The organism is Aeromonas sp. R2-2, assembly GCF_040908355.1.
Taxonomy (GTDB): domain Bacteria; phylum Pseudomonadota; class Gammaproteobacteria; order Enterobacterales; family Aeromonadaceae; genus Aeromonas; species Aeromonas veronii.
The window spans coordinates 168,621-185,031 of the sequence record NZ_JBFODQ010000091.1 but is presented as its reverse complement, the minus strand read 5'-3'; the positions used below and the strand labels follow the sequence as shown (position 1 = coordinate 185,031).

Below are 16,411 nucleotides of genomic sequence, written 5' to 3'. Positions count from 1 at the left end.
ACGGCCTGCAGATGCAGGCCGTTTGCTTTTGCGGTTGCTCAGGCGCCGAGGCGGGCCAGCAGCCAGTTGCGAATGTCGCCGAGCTGCGGACGGCAGATCTCGTGGCGCATCGGGTACTCGTGCCACTCGGGGGCGAGTCCGGCGCTTTCCAGCCGGTTCTTGGCATCCCAACCGAGCGACAGGCTCACCACATCGTCATAGATGCCGTGCATGTAGCAGATGGGCAGGGTGCGAGCAGCCTCGCTCATCTCGCCGAGCAATTTGTCGGGGGCTGCCAGATAGGTGGACATGCAGAGCAGGCCCGCCAGCGTTGTCTGATAGCGCAGCGCGGTGAAGGAGGCAATCACCCCGCCCTGAGAGAAGCCCGCCAGCACGATGCGCTCGGGGGCAAACCCGTCGGCCACCAGTTGATCGAGCAGGGCTGCAATCTGGTCGGCCGAGTCACGGACATGGGATTCCACGGCCCGCTCGGCGGGATCCTCGAAGCTCCTGATGTCGTACCAGCCGCGCATCTTGTAGCCCATGTTGATGGTGATGGGGCGCTCGGGGGCATCCGGCAGCAGGTGACGCACCGGCAGCTCGGCGGGCAGATCCAGCGCGTCCACCAGCGGGGCGAGACCGGCGCCGGAATCACCCAGCCCGTGTAGCCAGATCACCGCATGACGGGCGCCCTGCGGGTGCAGATCGATCATGGGAACACCACCTCTTCGCCAGCCTGGGCGGAGCAGGATTGGCTCAGCAGCGCCTTGAGCTCGTGGCCGAAGCGGTTGTCGATCCAGGTGTCACCCTGCAGTTCGAAGTGGAAGCCGTTCTCGCGGGTGGCGACCCAAATCTGGTGCAGTGGCTCCTGCTTGTTGATGATGACCTTGGTCTTGTTCTCGAAAGAGAGGGTCAATACGCCGCCGCTGCGTTCGCAGTCGATATCCGGATACCCCTCGTCGAGCGTGTCTTCCACATATTGGAAAAAGGCGTCGGTCAGGGCGTGATACTCGTGATCCTTCATCGGTTTATCCTGTTGCTTTTAACAATGTGAGTGCGATTATAGAGGGCCAAAAATTTTTTCGCAGCGAACCATTATGATCACCCAGTTCACCAAGTGTCTGCTTGCCACTCTTCTGTCCCTCGGGTTGGCCGCGTGCGGTCTGAAGGGGCCGCTCTATATGCCGCCCCCCGAGCAGCCACAGAGCCAGAGTACACCGCAAGCAGCACCGCCTGCGACCACTGAGGCTGCCACCGAGGCCGCGCCGCACTAATGCCGCACCCATTCTAGGAAGGAACCGCCCCCTTGGATCACTTTAACTACGACGCCGACGGCCAGCTTCAGGCCGAGCAAACCTCGCTGCAACAGCTTGCCGAGCAGTACGGTACCCCGCTTTACGTCTACTCCCGTGCGACCCTCGAGCGCCACTGGCACGCCTTCGACAAGGCCGCTGGCGATATTCCCCATCTGATCTGCTATGCGGTGAAGGCCAACTCCAACCTGGCGCTGCTCAACCTGCTGGCCCGACTGGGCTCGGGGTTTGACATCGTCTCCGGTGGCGAGCTGTCGCGGGTACTGGCGGCGGGCGGTGATCCGGCCAAGGTGGTCTTCTCCGGTGTAGCAAAGAGCGAAGCGGAGATGCGCCTCGCGCTGGATAAAGAGATCCTCTGCTTCAATCTGGAGTCGGAAGCAGAGCTGGAGCGCCTCAATCGGGTGGCGGGCAGCATGGGCAAGAAGGCTCGCGTCTCGGTGCGGGTCAATCCGGATATCGATGCCGGTACTCACCCCTATATTTCCACTGGCCTCAAACAGAACAAGTTCGGCATCCCCATCGAGCTGGCGCCAGCCATCTATCGCAAGGCGGCCGCGATGGCGAACATCGAGATCGTCGGGGTGGATTGCCATATCGGCTCGCAACTCACTGAATTAAATCCCTTTATGGAAGCGGCTGACAAGTTGCTGCGGCTGATCGACGGTCTGGCGGCGGAAGGGATTCATATCCACCATCTGGATGTGGGCGGCGGTCTGGGGGTCAACTACGGTTCCGAGCAGCCACCCCATCCGACCGAGTATGCCGAAGCGCTGAAGCAGAAGCTGGCGGGCCGGGATCTGACCCTGCTGTTCGAGCCGGGCCGTGCCATCGTCGCCAATGCCGGCGTGCTGCTGACCCGGGTCGAGTACCTGAAGCCGGGCGAGACCCGCAACTTCGCGCTGATCGATGCCGGCATGAACGACATGCTGCGCCCCTCGCTCTACGGCGCCTGGATGAACATCATCGAGGTGGATAGCCGTGCCGGTCATGCTCCCGCGCTCTATGACGTGGTGGGCCCGGTGTGCGAGACCGGCGACTTCCTCGGCAAGGAGCGTACCCTGGCCATTGCCGAGGGCTCCCTGCTGGCAGTGCGTTCGGCCGGTGCCTACGGCTTTACCATGTCATCCAACTACAACACCCGTCCGCGCGCAGCTGAAGTGCTGGTGGATGGTGCCGAGGCGCACCTGATCCGCGAGCGTGAGCAGTTGGCCGATCTCTGGCGCGGTGAGCACCTGCTGCCCTGATGGCGCAGGCTGGGACAATGATTTCATAACGGTTGACGGTGAGTTTTTACAGCCCTAACAGCACAGGAATGCACGATGTTGATAGATTTTTCCAAGATGCATGGCTTGGGCAACGACTTCATGGTGGTGGATGGCGTCACCCAGAAGGTATTTTTTAGCAATGACGTCATCAAGAAGCTGGCAGATCGCCACTTCGGGATCGGCTTTGACCAGCTGCTGCTGGTGGAGCCGCCCTATGACCCTGAACTCGACTTTCACTATCGCATTTTCAATGCCGATGGCAGCGAGGTGGAGCAGTGTGGCAACGGTGCCCGCTGTTTTGCCCGTTTCGTGCGTCTCAAGGGGCTGATAAACCGGGATCGCATCGCGGTCAGTACCGCCCGGGGTCGCATCGTGTTGCAGCTGGAGGGGGAGAATCAGGTCACGGTCAACATGGGGGTTCCCCAGTTTGAGCCGGGCAAGATCCCGTTCCGGGCCCAGAAGGCAGAGAAAACCTATCTGCTGCGGGCGCAGGAGCATACCGTGATGTGTGGCGTGGTCTCCATGGGCAATCCCCACTGCGTCATCGAGGTGCCTTCGGTCGCCGATGCGCCGGTCGAGACGCTCGGTGCCATCATGGAGCGCCACGAGCGTTTTCCCGAGCGGGTCAACGTCGGCTTCATGGAGATGGTCAATGCTACCGAGATCAAACTGCGTGTATTCGAGCGGGGCTGTGGCGAGACCCTGGCCTGCGGCACCGGTGCCTGTGCGGCGGCGGTGATTGGCATCAGTCAGGGCAAGCTCAAGGAGCGGGTCACCGTCAGTCTGCCGGGCGGCAAGCTGACCATCGCCTGGAAGGGGCCGGGCCAGCCGGTCTATATGACAGGTCCCGCCGAGCATGTGTTTGACGGCCAGATAGAGGTTTAGCCGATAAAGGTTCAGGTACGGGGGGCGTTGGCCCCCTTTGCCCATGATGTCGGGGCAGCGAGCCCCATTTCTCTGATGGATCAACCAATTTATGAGCGAACTCAAACGGCAGGAGCAATCGGTGGATGAAGCCACTGTGCTGGAGTACCTGGCCCGTTATCCCGAGTTTTTCCAACGCCATGCCGCCGTGCTGGACCGGATCCGCATTCCCCATGAACGCAAAGGGTCGGTCTCGCTGGTCGAGCGCCAGCTGGAGCGTCAGCGCGAGCGGATCGAACAGCTGGAGCAGGAGATCACCGAATTGATGGGGATCGCCAGCGAGAACGAACGGATCTTCCGGGTCTATGCCGATCTCTACGGCGAGCTGTACGGTTGCCAGACCCTGTTCGAAGTGAGTGCCGTGATGGGCAAGGCCTTTGTCCAGCGGCTGCGCCTGACCGGGTTGCGGCTCTGGCTCAACCCCAAGAAGTTTGCCCTGAGCGGGCCCGAGCAGCGTTTTCTGGCACAGGGCAAGCAGCTCGAATCCCTGCTGGGTCAGCGTCTGCCGGGGCAGGATTACTACTTTGGCCGCCTGAGCCAGAGCGAGAAGCAGGCGCTGTTTGGCCACGATGTGCTGGTCAACTCGGTGGCCCTGATGCGGCTCGGCGATCTCGGTGTGCTGGCCTTCGCCAGCTCGGATCCCGGCCACTTTACTCCCCACAACGATACCCTGCTGCTGGGCCAACTGGGGCGCCTGCTGCAACTGCGTCTGCCCGAGTTGACTCATGGCTAGAGCACCGGCCAGGGCGCCCGCCAAAGCTCCCGTCGTCGCACCGCCACTGCCTGCGGCACTGGCGGACGAACTGGCGGCCTTTATCGAATACCTGAGGGTCGAGCGCCAGCTCAGCCCTCATACCCGCAATAACTATCAAGCCCATCTGGAGGCGATGACCGCCGAGCTGGTGGCCCTCGGGCTCACTGACTGGGGTCGGCTCGAGGCGAGTCAGGTCCGAACTCTGGTGACCCGGATGCACAAGGCGGGCCTTGCTCCTCGTTCCCTTTCCACCAAGGTCTCGGCCCTGCGCAGCTTTTGCGACTGGCAGGTGCGGCAGGGGCGGCTGACCGCCAATCCGGCCCGCGGCATCGTCACCCCCAAACAGGGGCGGCCGCTGCCAAAAAACCTCGATGTGGACGAGATGCACCAGCTGCTCAACATCACCGACGAGCAGGATCCGCTGGCGGTGCGGGATCGCGCCATCATGGAGCTGATGTACTCCTCAGGGCTGCGTCTGGCCGAGCTGGTGGGGATCAATCTGGTGGATCTGAAGCTCGACGACCGCCAGCTCAAGGTGACCGGCAAGGGCGCGCGGGAGCGGGTGCTGCCCATCGGCCGGATGGCGGTCGAGTGGCTGCAGAAGTGGCTCAAGGTGCGCCCGCTGCTGGCCGGGGACGAGAGCGAGGCGCTGTTTGTCTCCAGCCGCAAGCAGCGGCTTTCGGCCCGCTCGGTGCAGGCCCGCCTTGATGGCTGGGGCAACAAGCAGGCGCTCAACGCCCACGTCCATCCCCACAAGCTGCGCCACAGCTTCGCCACCCATATGCTGGAGTCCTCCGGCGATCTGCGGGCGGTGCAGGAGCTGCTGGGACATGCCGACCTCTCTACCACCCAGATCTATACCCACCTCGACTTCCAGCATCTGGCCAAGGTTTACGACAGTGCCCACCCCAGGGCCAAGCGTGACCCGGATGCGCAGGACGATGAATAGCGGGCCCTGAGCCCCGTTGCAGAGGAGAGTCCATGCACTTCTATCGCCGCTGGCAGCCGGTTGCTGCCATCTCGTTTGACCTCGATGACACCCTCTATGACAACGGCCCCGCCATCGTGCGCGCCGAGCAGTGGATGCTGAGCCATCTGCGCAGCGAATATCTGGCCACCGCCATGCTCGACAAGCCGCGCTGGCTGGAGTTAAAACGCGCCGTGTTGCTGGCCTGGCCCGAGCTGCGCCACGATGTCAGCCTGGCGCGCCAGCAGACCATCCGTACCGCCATGGTCGAGGGGGGGATGGCCGACCAGCAGGCCAGCCGCGAGGCGGAGCAGGTGTTTGCTGCGTTTCTGGCAGAGCGCTCGAAGATCGAGGTGAGCGAGTCCACTCATCAGCTGCTGGCCAGACTGGCCGAACGCTATCCGCTGGTGGTCATCACCAACGGTAATCTGGATCTGGTTCAGGCCGGGCTGGATCGCTACTTCTCGCTGGTCTGCAAGGCGGGGGCGGGCGCCAGAATGAAACCGGCACCGGATATGTTTGAGCAGACCCGCAGTGCCCTCAAGCTGCCAGCGGAGCGGATCCTCCATGTGGGGGATCATCCCGAGACCGATGTGCTGGGTGCCCGATTGCACGGCTTTCGCGCCGCCTGGCTCAACGAGCGGCGGCAACCGTGGCAACAGCTACAACTGTTGCCGGACGTTGAGCTGACGGCACTGGAGGAGCTGGCCGAGCTGCTGCTCTGATGGCGCTGGCGGATGGCCCGGCTCAGGCGGTAATGGCTGTCAGCGAATAGCGATATATGGCAAGGGATTACGCCCGCTATTTGCGGCAAACCAACCCGAGCAGGGTGTTGCGATCGCGCTGGTTGACGCGGCAGTAGCTGATGCCGACGGGCAGCGCCTGCTGCAGGGTGATGGCACTGTTCTGATAGCGGCAGACCAGATAGAGCGGGCGCAGGCTGCTATCGAGCTGGCTCCAGTAGTGGATCTCGTCGCTGTCGCCATTATCCGGTTTGAGCTGGGCCAGCTCGGCAGGATCTCCGTCGAACAGGGCCAGATTATCGAGCCGGTGGCTGAGGGGTTCGTCCGGTTTGCCATCGTCATTGCGGGTGAACGCCTGCCAGCCCTGCTGCGGGGTCAGCAGCTGCTGGCGACTCTCGATGGTGGCGGGACAATCAAATTGCAGGCTGGCGGCAAGGGCCAGGGTGGTCAGTAACATGGCTGCGGTTCTCTCTTCACGTCCTCAATCTCGTGCCATGCTACGTCATCTTCCGCCGAACAGCTTCATCAGTTTATCAAGCAGATCAAGCTGTTGTGGTGGTTGCTTCATGGCTTCCGCCTCCCGCTCCAGCAGGGCCCGCTGCTCCTGCTGGCGGTCGCTCAGCACCCGGTAGAGGGGCTCGACCAGCGACTCGCGCTGCATCACCAACTCCTGAAACATTGCCTGATTGATGCGATAGGTTTCGACGGTGGCCACCGCCCGCACCGTGAAGGAGCTGGGCTCGCCGGTGAGCAGGCTCAGTTCGCCAAAAAAGTCTCCCGCGTTGAGCGTACCGAGTTTCAGCTCTCGCCCTTCGACATTGACCACCATCTCGGCCTCCCCTTTGACCAGCACGAACAGCCAGCTGGAGACATCCCCCTGCTCCAGCATGATGTCGCCGCTGACGAAGGGGGCGAACTTCACCTGATCGGCCAGCTGGAGCAGCTCATTCTCCTGCAACATGGCAAACAGCGGTAGCTTGCGCAGGGTATCGGTTCGTTCGGCGGTGTGGCGCTTGTGGCGGGCATCCAGATGCTGCTTCTCCTTGGCCATAAAGACGTTGAAGATCGGCGGGGTGAGGCGGCGATCGTTGCGACGCAGGGCGGCATCGATCAGGCTGCGCACCATGGAGTCGGTCGGATCGTCGCGAGCCAGGTCAGTGAGCCAGTAGCGCACCGCATAGCGGGCGATGCCCCCTTCGACGTTCATCAGCAGGCAGTCCGGTTGCGGATGCTTGGCGACGCAGGGGAGCTTGGTCTCCCGCAGGGATTTCTCGATCAGCGCGATGATCTGGGTCGGCAGGGTATCCAGGGTCAGATCGAACCAGACCCAGCGCCGCCACTGCAAGGGTTCGCCACGGCGGCGCCCGAGCACGGTGAAGCGCTGTTTGAGCAGGTGGCTGTTGGGGATGACGACAGTCTCCCAGTTGCGGGTCTCGATGGTGGTGGCACGCCAGTTGATCTCTACCACCCGGCCCTGGGTGGTGTCGACTTGCAGCCAGTCACCGATGGCGATGGAGTTGTCGAGCTGAATGGAGACCCCGGCCAGCAGATTGCCCAGGGTGTCCTGCATGGCGAAGGCGATGACCGCGGTGATCACCGCCGAGGTGGTGACTATCTCTCCGAGCGCCATGCCGGAGGCGTAGAGGCGAAACAGACCCCAGCCGATATAGCCGATGGTGATGACGATATCGGCGATGATCCGCGGGATCCGCACATGGCAGAGGGGGAGCAGAAACTCGAACAGCAGGATCCCCCATATCTTGACCAGTATCAGGCCGGACAGCAGGGTGGAGATCTCGATCAGCAATTGATGGGGCAGCGGCAGTTTGAACCAGCCCCCTTCCAGCTGGATCAGCAGGATCACTACTGCGCTAATCATCACGAAACTGAGTTCGGAGAGCAGCTCCCGTCGCTGTCCCGGACGGCGCCAGAAGTGGATCAGCATCAGGGAGAGGGTGAGCAGGGTCCAGAACGGGTGTTCGCCAATCCAGATCAACGTCGGTAGCGCGGTGAGGTTTTCGCCAGCCATAGCAGCACCTTATTGTGGTTTTATTTCCAGCATAGCTGCTGCGGCGCGGGGAAATGGTGCGTTGGGGCGGCAATTTATTTATCCTGTGCAGAACCGGGCAAAGGAGTGCGATTGAGTGAAATTTTCAAAGAAAATCATCTGTTTGATGGCCCTGTTGCCATTGGCTGGCTGCGACCTGCTGGCCGAGAAGTATCGGGTCGAATTCCGGGATGGCTCCTGGCGTGAAATAGCCATTACCCCCTTCTCCAGCGAGGCGCGCTGGCGCGAGGGGTGTGCCACCGGCGAGGTGCTGAGTGATATGAAGGTGCCCATCAAGCGGGGTGACACGGTCAATGGCCGTGAGCAGTTGCTGATCGGCGGCGAGAAGTTCGAGCTGGATGACAACAACCTCTACCGCAGCAACGGTATGGTGTTTGGCCATTCGCCTGATCATATCCAGCGCGGGCTCAAGGGGATGGATATTTGCCGTACCCTGCGCCCCGAGCGGGGTGGACTGCCCAAGCTCAAGGCGCGCGGGTTTGGCGACTGAATCGATGAGGGATTAACTAGCCGCTATCAATGCACTGCGTTGGCGGCAGGCATCGCCAAAGGCTTGAAAGATCTTGATGGAGTGGGGGTTTTCATTGGCCTTCCACTCCGGATGCCACTGCACTGCCAGCAAAAAGGGTGACAGTGCGGGAGCATGAAGCGCCTCGATCAGCCCATCTTCGGCGTGGGCCAACGGCTCCAGACCCTTCCCCAACCGGTTGATACCCTGTCCATGCAGGGAGTTGACCTGAATCTGTTCTTCCCCCATCAGCTTGGCAAACCAGCTGCCTGGCAGCAGTTTGATCTGATGGCTCGGCCCATACTGCTCGTCGACCGGATCGTCGGCATCCTCCCGGTGATCGTCATAACCCGGCTCGTTATAGACCTTCTGATGGATGTCTCCCCCCAGCGCCACGTTGATCTCCTGCATGCCGCGGCAGATCCCGAGGATCGGCAAGCCACGGGCGAGTGCCCCCTTGATGAGGGGTAGATCGAACAGGTCGCGATCCCTGTCTTGCTGTTTTTCTGGCGTGAGGTTCTCCTGACCGTAGAGGGCCGGATCGATGTTGGAACCGGCGCCGCTCAGATAGACCCCATCGGCGAGATCCAGATACTGCTCCAGATCGGCGGTGCCGCAGCAGGTGGGCACCAGCAGCGGGACGCAGCCGCTTATCTCCACCAGCGGCATGATGTATTTGTGGGTCATCACCTGATAGGCGTGGCCGTTGCGGGGCTGGGCACCCATGGTCATCAGTACGACAGGTTTACGGGTGGCGGGAGGCTGGGGATTTGGCATAGGGCACCTTGATTATCCTTGGCGTTGAAGTCTCATCCTGCGCCTTGGGCAGACCCTTGCAAACCTGCAGGGCAAGGGCATGCCTCAAGGCATGGTCATGGGATCCCGCGTCGGGCCGAGTGACAGAATCGTTGGTCAGCCTGGGCAGCGACGGCATGGCTCCTCTCTTCAGTCTGCCAAGGCCGTTCAATATGTCAAACAAAATGATACAAAGTTGTTAACGGATTTGTCTTGGACGGCTCTTAAGCGGCGATTTAACGGGGCTGTTGAGATGAGCCGTTATGGCTGGGGCAGTAAAATGGTGGATATATTAAACGCGCAGGGCTGGCGGAGGATGTTGAGAGGAAAAGGCATCAATAGAAACACGCCTCCCCGAGGGGAGGCGTGTTTCGGGGATCACAGCAGGTCTTCGATCTCGCCGCGCAGATACTGGTACATCTCGCGGTAGGCGACCGGCGGCTTGTTCAGCTCCCGCTCCTTGTTGGCGGAGCGGATCAGCTGGCGCAGCTTCTGGCGATCCAGCTCGTGGAACTGGGACATCAGCTCATTGAGGGCGCTGTCACCTTCGGTGATCAGGCGCTCGCGCCACTGCTCCAGGCGGTGCAGACGGGCATTCACGGTGGAGTGACGGTTCTTGATGATGGAGAGCGCTTCGGCAATCGGCTCGATATCGCGGCTGCGCATCAGGCGCCCGATGAACTGCAGATGGCGGCGGAAGGACTCATCCTTCTTCGGCTTGAGTTTGCGACCCAGTTCGACAGCTTCTGCCAGCTCTTCATCCAACGGGATTTTTTCCAACTCGCTGTGGCTGAGGGAGACGATCTCTTCCCCCATTTTCTGCAATGCTTCGGCATCGCGCTTGAGCTGGCTCTTGCTGGGGCCCCAGTCTTCGAACTCGTTGTCGTCTTGATATTGACTCATCGGTCTCTTGATTCCTGTCATTCACGTTTGGGGGATATGTTACCAGCTTCTCCCGCTGGGCGCAGGGGTCTGATATGCTTACCCCCTTTCCTTCTTTCATACAGATGTGAGTTATGGATCAGCAAGACCAAATCCGCCAGGATCAAGCCCATCTCGAGGCCGTGGTTGCCGAAGCCCTGGAGATAGCCAAAGGACTGGGCGCCTCGCTGGCCGAAGTCTCCATCAGCAAGCAGACCGGGTTGTCGGTGAACACCCGGGGTTGTGAACTGGAAAGCATTGAATTCAATAAGGATGGCGCCCTCGGCATCGCTGTCTATCGCGATGGTTGCAAGGGATCCTCCTCGACCACCGATCTGAGCAAACCCGCCATTCGTGCCGCCGTTGAAGCGGCTATCGAGATTGCTCGCCACACCTCGGCCGATGATTGCGCCGGTCTGGCGGACGCTGAGCTGCTGGCTTGGGATGCCCCCGACCTGCAACTGTGTCACCAAATCGAGCTGGATCCCCAGCGCGGCATCGAGCTGGCCATCGAGTGCGAGCGACTCGCTCTGGGCCGCGATGCCCGCATCAAACACTCTGACGGTGCCGGTTTCTCCAGCCATCTCGGCATCAAGGTCTATGGCAACAGCCACGGCTTCGTCAAAGGCTACGCGGCGTCGCGCAACTCCCTGAGCTGTGTGCTGATCGGTGAGCAGGATGGCGACATGCAGCGTGATTACGGCTACTCCTCCAGCCGTACCCTCGACGGGCTCTGGAGCCCGCAGCGCATTGCCGACGAAGCCGTTGAGCGTACCGTCTCCCGCCTCGGCGCCCGCAAGATCTCTACCCGTCATGCGCCTGTGCTGTTCCACCCTGACACAGCCTCCGGTCTGTGGGGCCATCTGGTGATGGCCATCAGCGGTGGCAACCTCTATCGCAAGTCGAGCTTCCTGCTCGACAAATTGGGCAAGCAGATCCTGCCCGAGTGGCTCACCATTCAGGAGTTCCCCCACCTGCTGGGCGGGCTCGCCAGTACCCCGTTCGATGGCGAAGGGGTTCGTACCCGCGACATGGATATTATCCGTAACGGCGAGCTGATGAGCTGGCTGCTTACCTCCTACTCTGCGCGCAAGCTGGGGTTGACCACCACGGGTCACGCCGGTGGCATCCACAACTGGCAGGTCTCCAATACCGGCCAGGATTTTCAGGGCATGCTCAAGGAGATGGGCACCGGTCTGCTGGTGACCGAGCTGATGGGGCAGGGGGTCAATATCGTCAATGGCGACTACTCCCGCGGCGCTGCCGGTTTCTGGGTCGAGAATGGCGAAATAGCCTATCCGGTCGAGGAGATCACCATCGCCGGCAATCTGGCCGAGATGTTCAGCCATATCGTGGCGGTAGGTCGTGACGAGGATGAGCGCTCCAGTCTCAAGACCGGCTCGGTGCTGGTAGAGAATATGAAGCTGGCGGGCCACTGATCCCGGTTTCAACAGAACCGAAACCATGAAAAAGGCCCCCTCGCCAACGCGAGGGGGCCTTTTTATCGGCTAGCGATCAGTGGGCTATCAGCCCTTGATGCGCTCGATGCGGCCACCCAGACCCTGCAGCTTCTGCTCGATATCTTCGTAGCCACGGTCGATGTGATAGATACGGTCGACGATGGTGGAGCCTTCGGCCACGAAGCCGGCCAGCACCAGACTGGCGGAGGCGCGCAGATCGGTCGCCATCACCTGGGCGCCCTTGAGTTGCTCGGTGTCACGGCAGATGGCCACATTGCCCTGCAGTTCGATGTCTGCACCCATCCGTACCAGTTCGGGAACGTGCATGAAGCGGTTCTCGAAGATGGTCTCGGTGACCATACCGGTACCTTTGGCGACGGCGTTCAGCACGGTGAACTGTGCCTGCATATCGGTCGGGAAGGCTGGGTAGGGGGCAGTCTTGATGGTGACCGGTTTGAGGGTGCGGCCAGTCATGTCGAGGGTGATCCAGTCTTCACCCTTCTCAATCAGGGCGCCAGCCTCTTCCAGCTTGACCAGTACCGCTTCCAGCAGAGTCGGGTCTGTCTTGCGGCAGGTGATCTTGCCGCCGGTGACCGCTGCACCCACCAGGAAGGTACCGGTTTCGATGCGGTCAGGCTGCACGCTGTAGTTGCCGCCGTGCAGACGCTCGACACCGTCGATGGTCAGGGTATCGGTGCCCGCGCCCTGGATCTTGGCACCCAGGGTATTGAGGAAGTTGGCCAGATCGACCACTTCCGGCTCGCGCGCGGCGTTTTCGATCACGGTGCGGCCATCTGCCAGGGTCGCAGCCATCATCAGGTTTTCGGTACCGGTGACGGAGACCATATCCATAAGGATGTGGGCGCCTTTCAGGCGACCATCGACACGGGCCTTGATGTAACCATCTTCGATGGTGATCTTGGCACCCATCAGCTCCAGGCCGTGGACGTGCAGGTTGACCGGACGGGCACCGATGGCGCAACCGCCTGGCAGGGAGACATCAGCGGCGCCGAAACGGGCAGCCAGCGGGCCCAGCGCCAGAATGGAGGCGCGCATGGTCTTCACCAGCTCGTAGGGGGCGACATGGTTGTTCACCGCACCGGTCAGCACGGTGACGTTGCCGTTGACCTTGGTGGTCGCGCCCAGCATCTCCAGCAGCTTGATGGTGGTGCCCACATCTTTCAGGCGCGGCACGTTGGAGAGGTGTACCTCTTCATCACAGAGCAGGGTTGCGAACAGGATCGGCAGCGCGGCGTTTTTGGCGCCGGAGATGGTCACTTCGCCGTTGAGAGTACAACGACCATCGATTTTGAATTTGTCCATTTTTACTTCGTTACCAAATCAGGAGGGCAATAGGAATTTACGTTCGCGTTTCCACTCGGCGTCGGTGAACGCCTTGATGGAGAGGGCGTGAATGGCGTTGCTGGCGATCTTGTCCATCAGCGGGGCATAGATGGCCTGCTGCTTCTTGACCCGGCTCATGCCGTCAAACATGTCACCGACGGCGATCACTTGGTAGTGACTACCGTCCCCTTTGACATGGACTTCGGACAATGGCAGAGCCTCAAGGAGTATCGCTTCAATTTCAGAGACTTGCATTATGCGTCCTCAGTTGTGAGCGGGGTTGATTGAAACAGCCCGGCCACCCCGTAGAGGTTGGCCAGGGTATAGAAATCACTGGAGGCGCCCACCAGTTGCGGTGTGGCGCCTCGCGCTAATACGGCTTTGGCCCATTTGACCAGCAGGGCCAGTCCGGCGGAGTCGAGAGTGGTGACGCCGCCGAGCTCGAGCTGGTCGTCCTGCCACCATTCGGCGCGGCGTTGCCACAGGTCATTGACCTGTGGCGCCTGCAGCTCACCGCTGAGGGTCATGGTTTGAGTACCAGCGGCTTGGCGTTGTGTTCGCGCAACTGGGCGATCACCGCATCGATGCCGTTCTGGCGGATCAAACCGCCGAGCTCGCTCTGTTTGGCGGAGAGCAGGCTGATCCCCTCTGCCACCATGTCGAAGGCTTTCCATTCGCCGGTCTTGTTGTTCTTGCGCAGCTTGAACTCGAGGAAGATGTCCGGCTTGCCGGCCTCTTTCACGCTGACGTTGACGGCGGTGATGTTGCCGCTGGGAGCTTTGCCCGGCTCGACCTTGACGGTCTGCTTGTCAAAATGGGCCAGCGCATCGGCGTAGGAGCTCACCATGTACTCGGTGAACACCTCGACGAAGGCATTGCGCTGCGCTTCGGTAGTCTCTTTAATCTGGTTGCCAAGCACCTTGTAGGCGGCGAAGCGGTTGTCCACATAGGGCAGCAGCTCTTCGCGGATGATCACCCGCAGGTGATCCGGATTGCTTTTCACCTGGGCCTGATCGGCTTTCAGGCGGGCAAAGGTCTGCTTGGCAGCCTGATCCACCAGCGCATTGGGGTCGGTGGCATCGACTGCGGCCTGAGCAGACAGGGAAAAGAGCATGCTGGTCATCAGGCCCAGCAGCAGGGCGATTTTCTTGAACATGATTACTCCTTCTTGCTGTCTGATTTGCTGTCGGAGGATTGGCTATAGAGGAACTTGCCAATCAGATCTTCCAGCACGATGGCGGATTTGGTGTCTTCAATCAGGTCGCCATCCTTGAGCATCTCGGTGCCCATCTCCTCATCGCTGAAGCCGGGGGCCAGACCGATGTACTGCTCGCCGAGCAGACCGGAGGTGAGGATGGAGAGGGAACTGGTATCGGCGAACTCGCCAGCGCTCTTTTGCATCATCAGGGTCACTTCGGGCACCTGGGTTTTCGGGTCCAGTACGATGTCGCTGACCCGGCCTACCACCACGCCGCCGACCTTGACCGGCGAACGGACTTTCAGGCCGCCGATATTATCGAAATGCGCGCGCAGGGTATAGGTTTCTCCTTCCGGTTTGAAGCTCAAACCGGCCACTTGCAGGGCCAGTGCCAGAATGGCACCGATGCCAGCCAGCATGAAGGTGCCGACCAGGAATTCTACTTTGCTGAACTTCATCTTTACCTTATCCAAACATGACTGCAGTGAGTATAAAATCCAGGCCGAGCACGGCGAGGGATGAGTGGACCACGGTACGGGTCGTGGCCTGACTGATCCCGGCCGAGGTCGGCTTGGCATCATAGCCGTTAAAGAGCGCAATCCAGGTGACTACCAGGGCGAAAATCAGGCTCTTGATGGCGCCCTGCATGATGTCTTCATGCCAGTCGACGGAGGCCTGCATGGCAGACCAGAAGCCCCCTTCGTCCACGCCGAGCCAGTCCACACCGACCAGCTTGCCGCCGAAGATGCCGATCAGGCTGAACATAAAAGCCAGCAGCGGCATGCTGATGACGCCAGCCCAGAAGCGGGGGGCCACCACCCGGCGCAGCGGGTCGACAGCCATCATTTCGAGGCTTGAAAGCTGCTCGGTGGCCTTCATCAGGCCGATTTCAGCGGTCAGGGCCGAACCGGCACGGCCGGCAAACAGCAGCGCCGTGACCACAGGCCCCAGCTCCCGCAGCAGGGAGAGGGAGACCAGCGGTCCCAGACTCTGCTCGGCGCCGAAATCCTTCAATACGTTGTAACCCTGCAGCGAGAGCACCATGCCGATGAACAGGCCGGAGACCAGAATGATGGCCACCGACTGTACGCCCACCACATACAACTGCTGGACAAGCAGCGGGAAGTGCTTGCGCGGCTCGGGTTTGCCCGCCAGCGCATGGAACAACATGATGGTGGCGCGACCGACGGAGCTGATAAACCGCACTCCGACCCGCCCCAGCTTGCTTATTTGACTTATCAACATCAGAGATCCTGTAGCAGATCGCCTGCCGGAAAATGAAACGGAACAGGACCATCGGGCAATCCTTTGAGGAACTGCTCGACTTCGGGATTGTGCTCCTCGCGCAGCTGGTCCGGCGTGCCGTGCGCCACCACCTTGCGATTGGCAATGATGTAGGCGTAATTGGCGATGCTCAGCACCTCTTTCACGTCGTGGGTGACGATGACGGAGGTGATACCGAGGGCATCGTTCAGCTCCTTGATCAGCTTGACCAGCACCGCCATGGTGATGGGGTCCTGCCCGACGAACGGCTCGTCATACATGATGAGGTCAGGATCGAGCGCAATTGCCCGTGCCAGCGCCGCCCGGCGCGCCATGCCGCCGGAGAGCTCGGAGGGCATCAGTTTCGCCGCGCCGCGCAAGCCCACCGCCTGCAGCTTCATCATGACGATGGTGTGGATCAGCTCCTCCGGCAGGCCGGAGTGCTCCCGCAGCGGGAAGGCCACGTTGTCGTAGACCGTCATGCCGGTAAACAGGGCGCCGCTCTGGAACAGCATGCTCATCCGTTTGCGCACTTCATAGAGGCGCGAACGGGAGAGGGTGGGGATATCTTCCCCGTCAAACAGAATGTGACCGGACTCCGGCTTGAGCTGGCCACCGATCAGCCGCAGCAGGGTGGTTTTACCGATGCCGCTCGGGCCCATGACGGCGGTCACCTTGCCACGAGGAATGGTCAGGTTGATCCCGTCATACAACAGCCGATCTCCGTGACTGAAGGTCAGGTCGGAGATGGTGATCAGGTCATTGTTCAAACAATTGTCCATCCGGTGTAAATGAGGTGCGAATTTTATGGGGTAGTCTAGGTCTAAGCAACAGCAAGGAACAACTATTGAACAGGCTGCAAGCCCATTTGCACGACAGTTTTCTGTAACAAAGTGCGTCATTGAGAGC

The 16,411-nt window shown here is 61.0% G+C and carries 21 protein-coding genes; 8 read left to right on the top strand and 13 right to left on the bottom strand.

Annotated elements, in window-relative coordinates; genetic code table 11:
* Window positions 1–38: 38 nt before the first annotated feature.
* Together AB5Z09_RS19940 and cyaY are read right to left on the bottom strand one after the other, a co-directional pair.
* Window positions 39–692 (bottom strand): alpha/beta hydrolase, encoded by a 654-nt coding sequence (locus AB5Z09_RS19940; RefSeq protein ID WP_139734548.1) that lies wholly within the window; start codon window positions 690–692, stop codon window positions 39–41.
* Complete coding sequence (gene cyaY, locus AB5Z09_RS19935; RefSeq protein ID WP_040068798.1) at window positions 689–1,003, bottom strand: iron donor protein CyaY; 315 nt, start codon at window positions 1,001–1,003, stop codon at window positions 689–691. The genes AB5Z09_RS19940 and cyaY overlap by 4 nt, the downstream gene beginning before the upstream one ends.
* A gap of 73 nt (window positions 1,004–1,076) precedes the next feature.
* Here cyaY and AB5Z09_RS19930 point away from each other — a divergent pair, with 73 nt between their 5' ends.
* The 6 genes from AB5Z09_RS19930 (at window position 1,077) to AB5Z09_RS19905 (ending at window position 5,927) form a co-directional block, all read left to right on the top strand.
* Complete coding sequence (locus tag AB5Z09_RS19930; protein ID WP_019444858.1) at window positions 1,077–1,253, top strand: lipoprotein; 177 nt, start codon at window positions 1,077–1,079, stop codon at window positions 1,251–1,253.
* 32 nt (window positions 1,254–1,285) lie between these two features.
* Window positions 1,286–2,536 carry a diaminopimelate decarboxylase gene (gene lysA / locus AB5Z09_RS19925; RefSeq protein ID WP_064335261.1) on the top strand — a complete coding sequence of 417 codons (1,251 nt, stop codon included), beginning with the start codon at window positions 1,286–1,288 and terminating at the stop codon, window positions 2,534–2,536.
* Window positions 2,537–2,611: 75 nt separating this feature from the next.
* The gene (dapF, locus tag AB5Z09_RS19920; protein ID WP_005336371.1) at window positions 2,612–3,442 is read left to right on the top strand and encodes a diaminopimelate epimerase; all 831 of its coding nucleotides are present in this window, start codon (window positions 2,612–2,614) and stop codon (window positions 3,440–3,442) included.
* A 91-nt stretch (window positions 3,443–3,533) separates the two neighbouring features.
* Window positions 3,534–4,214, top strand: a complete 681-nt coding sequence (locus tag AB5Z09_RS19915) for a DUF484 family protein (protein ID WP_005336370.1) — start codon at window positions 3,534–3,536, stop codon at window positions 4,212–4,214.
* Complete coding sequence (gene xerC, locus AB5Z09_RS19910; RefSeq protein WP_368196046.1) at window positions 4,207–5,184, top strand: tyrosine recombinase XerC; 978 nt, start codon at window positions 4,207–4,209, stop codon at window positions 5,182–5,184. Before AB5Z09_RS19915 ends, xerC begins: the two co-directional genes overlap by 8 nt.
* Before the next feature lie 32 nt (window positions 5,185–5,216).
* Complete coding sequence (locus AB5Z09_RS19905) at window positions 5,217–5,927, top strand: HAD-IA family hydrolase (RefSeq protein WP_201902345.1); 711 nt, start codon at window positions 5,217–5,219, stop codon at window positions 5,925–5,927.
* Between the two features lie 76 nt (window positions 5,928–6,003).
* Here the strand turns inward: AB5Z09_RS19905 and AB5Z09_RS19900 are convergent, their stop codons facing one another.
* Entirely contained in the window at window positions 6,004–6,402 is a 399-nt protein-coding gene (locus AB5Z09_RS19900) for an STY0301 family protein (protein ID WP_257700048.1), read from the bottom strand.
* Window positions 6,403–6,447: 45 nt separating this feature from the next.
* Window positions 6,448–7,974, bottom strand: a complete 1,527-nt coding sequence (locus AB5Z09_RS19895; protein WP_368196045.1) for a cyclic nucleotide-binding domain-containing protein — start codon at window positions 7,972–7,974, stop codon at window positions 6,448–6,450.
* Window positions 7,975–8,119: 145 nt separating this feature from the next.
* On the opposite strand from AB5Z09_RS19895, the gene AB5Z09_RS19890 reads away from it, so the two are divergent.
* The gene (locus tag AB5Z09_RS19890; RefSeq protein ID WP_040069030.1) at window positions 8,120–8,503 is read left to right on the top strand and encodes a hypothetical protein; all 384 of its coding nucleotides are present in this window, start codon (window positions 8,120–8,122) and stop codon (window positions 8,501–8,503) included.
* 12 nt (window positions 8,504–8,515) lie between these two features.
* On the opposite strand, the gene AB5Z09_RS19885 is transcribed toward AB5Z09_RS19890, so the two are convergent.
* Both AB5Z09_RS19885 and yjgA read right to left on the bottom strand, forming a co-directional pair.
* Window positions 8,516–9,298 carry a gamma-glutamyl-gamma-aminobutyrate hydrolase family protein gene (locus tag AB5Z09_RS19885; protein WP_236382223.1) on the bottom strand — a complete coding sequence of 261 codons (783 nt, stop codon included), beginning with the start codon at window positions 9,296–9,298 and terminating at the stop codon, window positions 8,516–8,518.
* A gap of 396 nt (window positions 9,299–9,694) precedes the next feature.
* A complete protein-coding gene (yjgA, locus tag AB5Z09_RS19880) occupies window positions 9,695–10,219 on the bottom strand; it encodes a ribosome biogenesis factor YjgA (RefSeq protein ID WP_005336359.1) in 525 nt (174 codons plus the stop codon).
* Between the two features lie 113 nt (window positions 10,220–10,332).
* Between yjgA and pmbA the strand changes: the two genes are divergently transcribed.
* On the top strand, window positions 10,333–11,676 hold the full coding sequence (gene pmbA / locus AB5Z09_RS19875; RefSeq protein ID WP_040068810.1) for a metalloprotease PmbA: 1,344 nt from the start codon (window positions 10,333–10,335) through the stop codon (window positions 11,674–11,676).
* An 87-nt stretch (window positions 11,677–11,763) separates the two neighbouring features.
* On the opposite strand, the gene murA is transcribed toward pmbA, so the two are convergent.
* The 7 genes from murA to mlaF are packed head-to-tail and all read right to left on the bottom strand — an operon-like array spanning window position 11,764 to window position 16,284.
* Window positions 11,764–13,020: a UDP-N-acetylglucosamine 1-carboxyvinyltransferase gene (murA, locus tag AB5Z09_RS19870; RefSeq protein ID WP_005336355.1), complete on the bottom strand. Its 1,257-nt coding sequence runs from the start codon at window positions 13,018–13,020 to the stop codon at window positions 11,764–11,766.
* 18 nt (window positions 13,021–13,038) lie between these two features.
* Window positions 13,039–13,296 carry a BolA family iron metabolism protein IbaG gene (gene ibaG / locus AB5Z09_RS19865; RefSeq protein WP_005306001.1) on the bottom strand — a complete coding sequence of 86 codons (258 nt, stop codon included), beginning with the start codon at window positions 13,294–13,296 and terminating at the stop codon, window positions 13,039–13,041.
* Window positions 13,296–13,568, bottom strand: a complete 273-nt coding sequence (locus AB5Z09_RS19860; RefSeq protein ID WP_005336352.1) for a lipid asymmetry maintenance protein MlaB — start codon at window positions 13,566–13,568, stop codon at window positions 13,296–13,298. The genes ibaG and AB5Z09_RS19860 overlap by 1 nt, the downstream gene beginning before the upstream one ends.
* Entirely contained in the window at window positions 13,565–14,197 is a 633-nt protein-coding gene (locus AB5Z09_RS19855; RefSeq protein ID WP_005336350.1) for a phospholipid-binding protein MlaC, read from the bottom strand. The genes AB5Z09_RS19860 and AB5Z09_RS19855 overlap by 4 nt, the downstream gene beginning before the upstream one ends.
* Before the next feature lie 2 nt (window positions 14,198–14,199).
* The gene (mlaD, locus tag AB5Z09_RS19850; protein ID WP_005336348.1) at window positions 14,200–14,697 is read right to left on the bottom strand and encodes an outer membrane lipid asymmetry maintenance protein MlaD; all 498 of its coding nucleotides are present in this window, start codon (window positions 14,695–14,697) and stop codon (window positions 14,200–14,202) included.
* Window positions 14,698–14,704: 7 nt separating this feature from the next.
* The gene (mlaE, locus tag AB5Z09_RS19845; RefSeq protein WP_005336345.1) at window positions 14,705–15,484 is read right to left on the bottom strand and encodes a lipid asymmetry maintenance ABC transporter permease subunit MlaE; all 780 of its coding nucleotides are present in this window, start codon (window positions 15,482–15,484) and stop codon (window positions 14,705–14,707) included.
* Window positions 15,484–16,284, bottom strand: a complete 801-nt coding sequence (gene mlaF, locus AB5Z09_RS19840; protein WP_252412772.1) for a phospholipid ABC transporter ATP-binding protein MlaF — start codon at window positions 16,282–16,284, stop codon at window positions 15,484–15,486. Before mlaF ends, mlaE begins: the two co-directional genes overlap by 1 nt.
* Window positions 16,285–16,411: the final 127 nt, after the last annotated feature.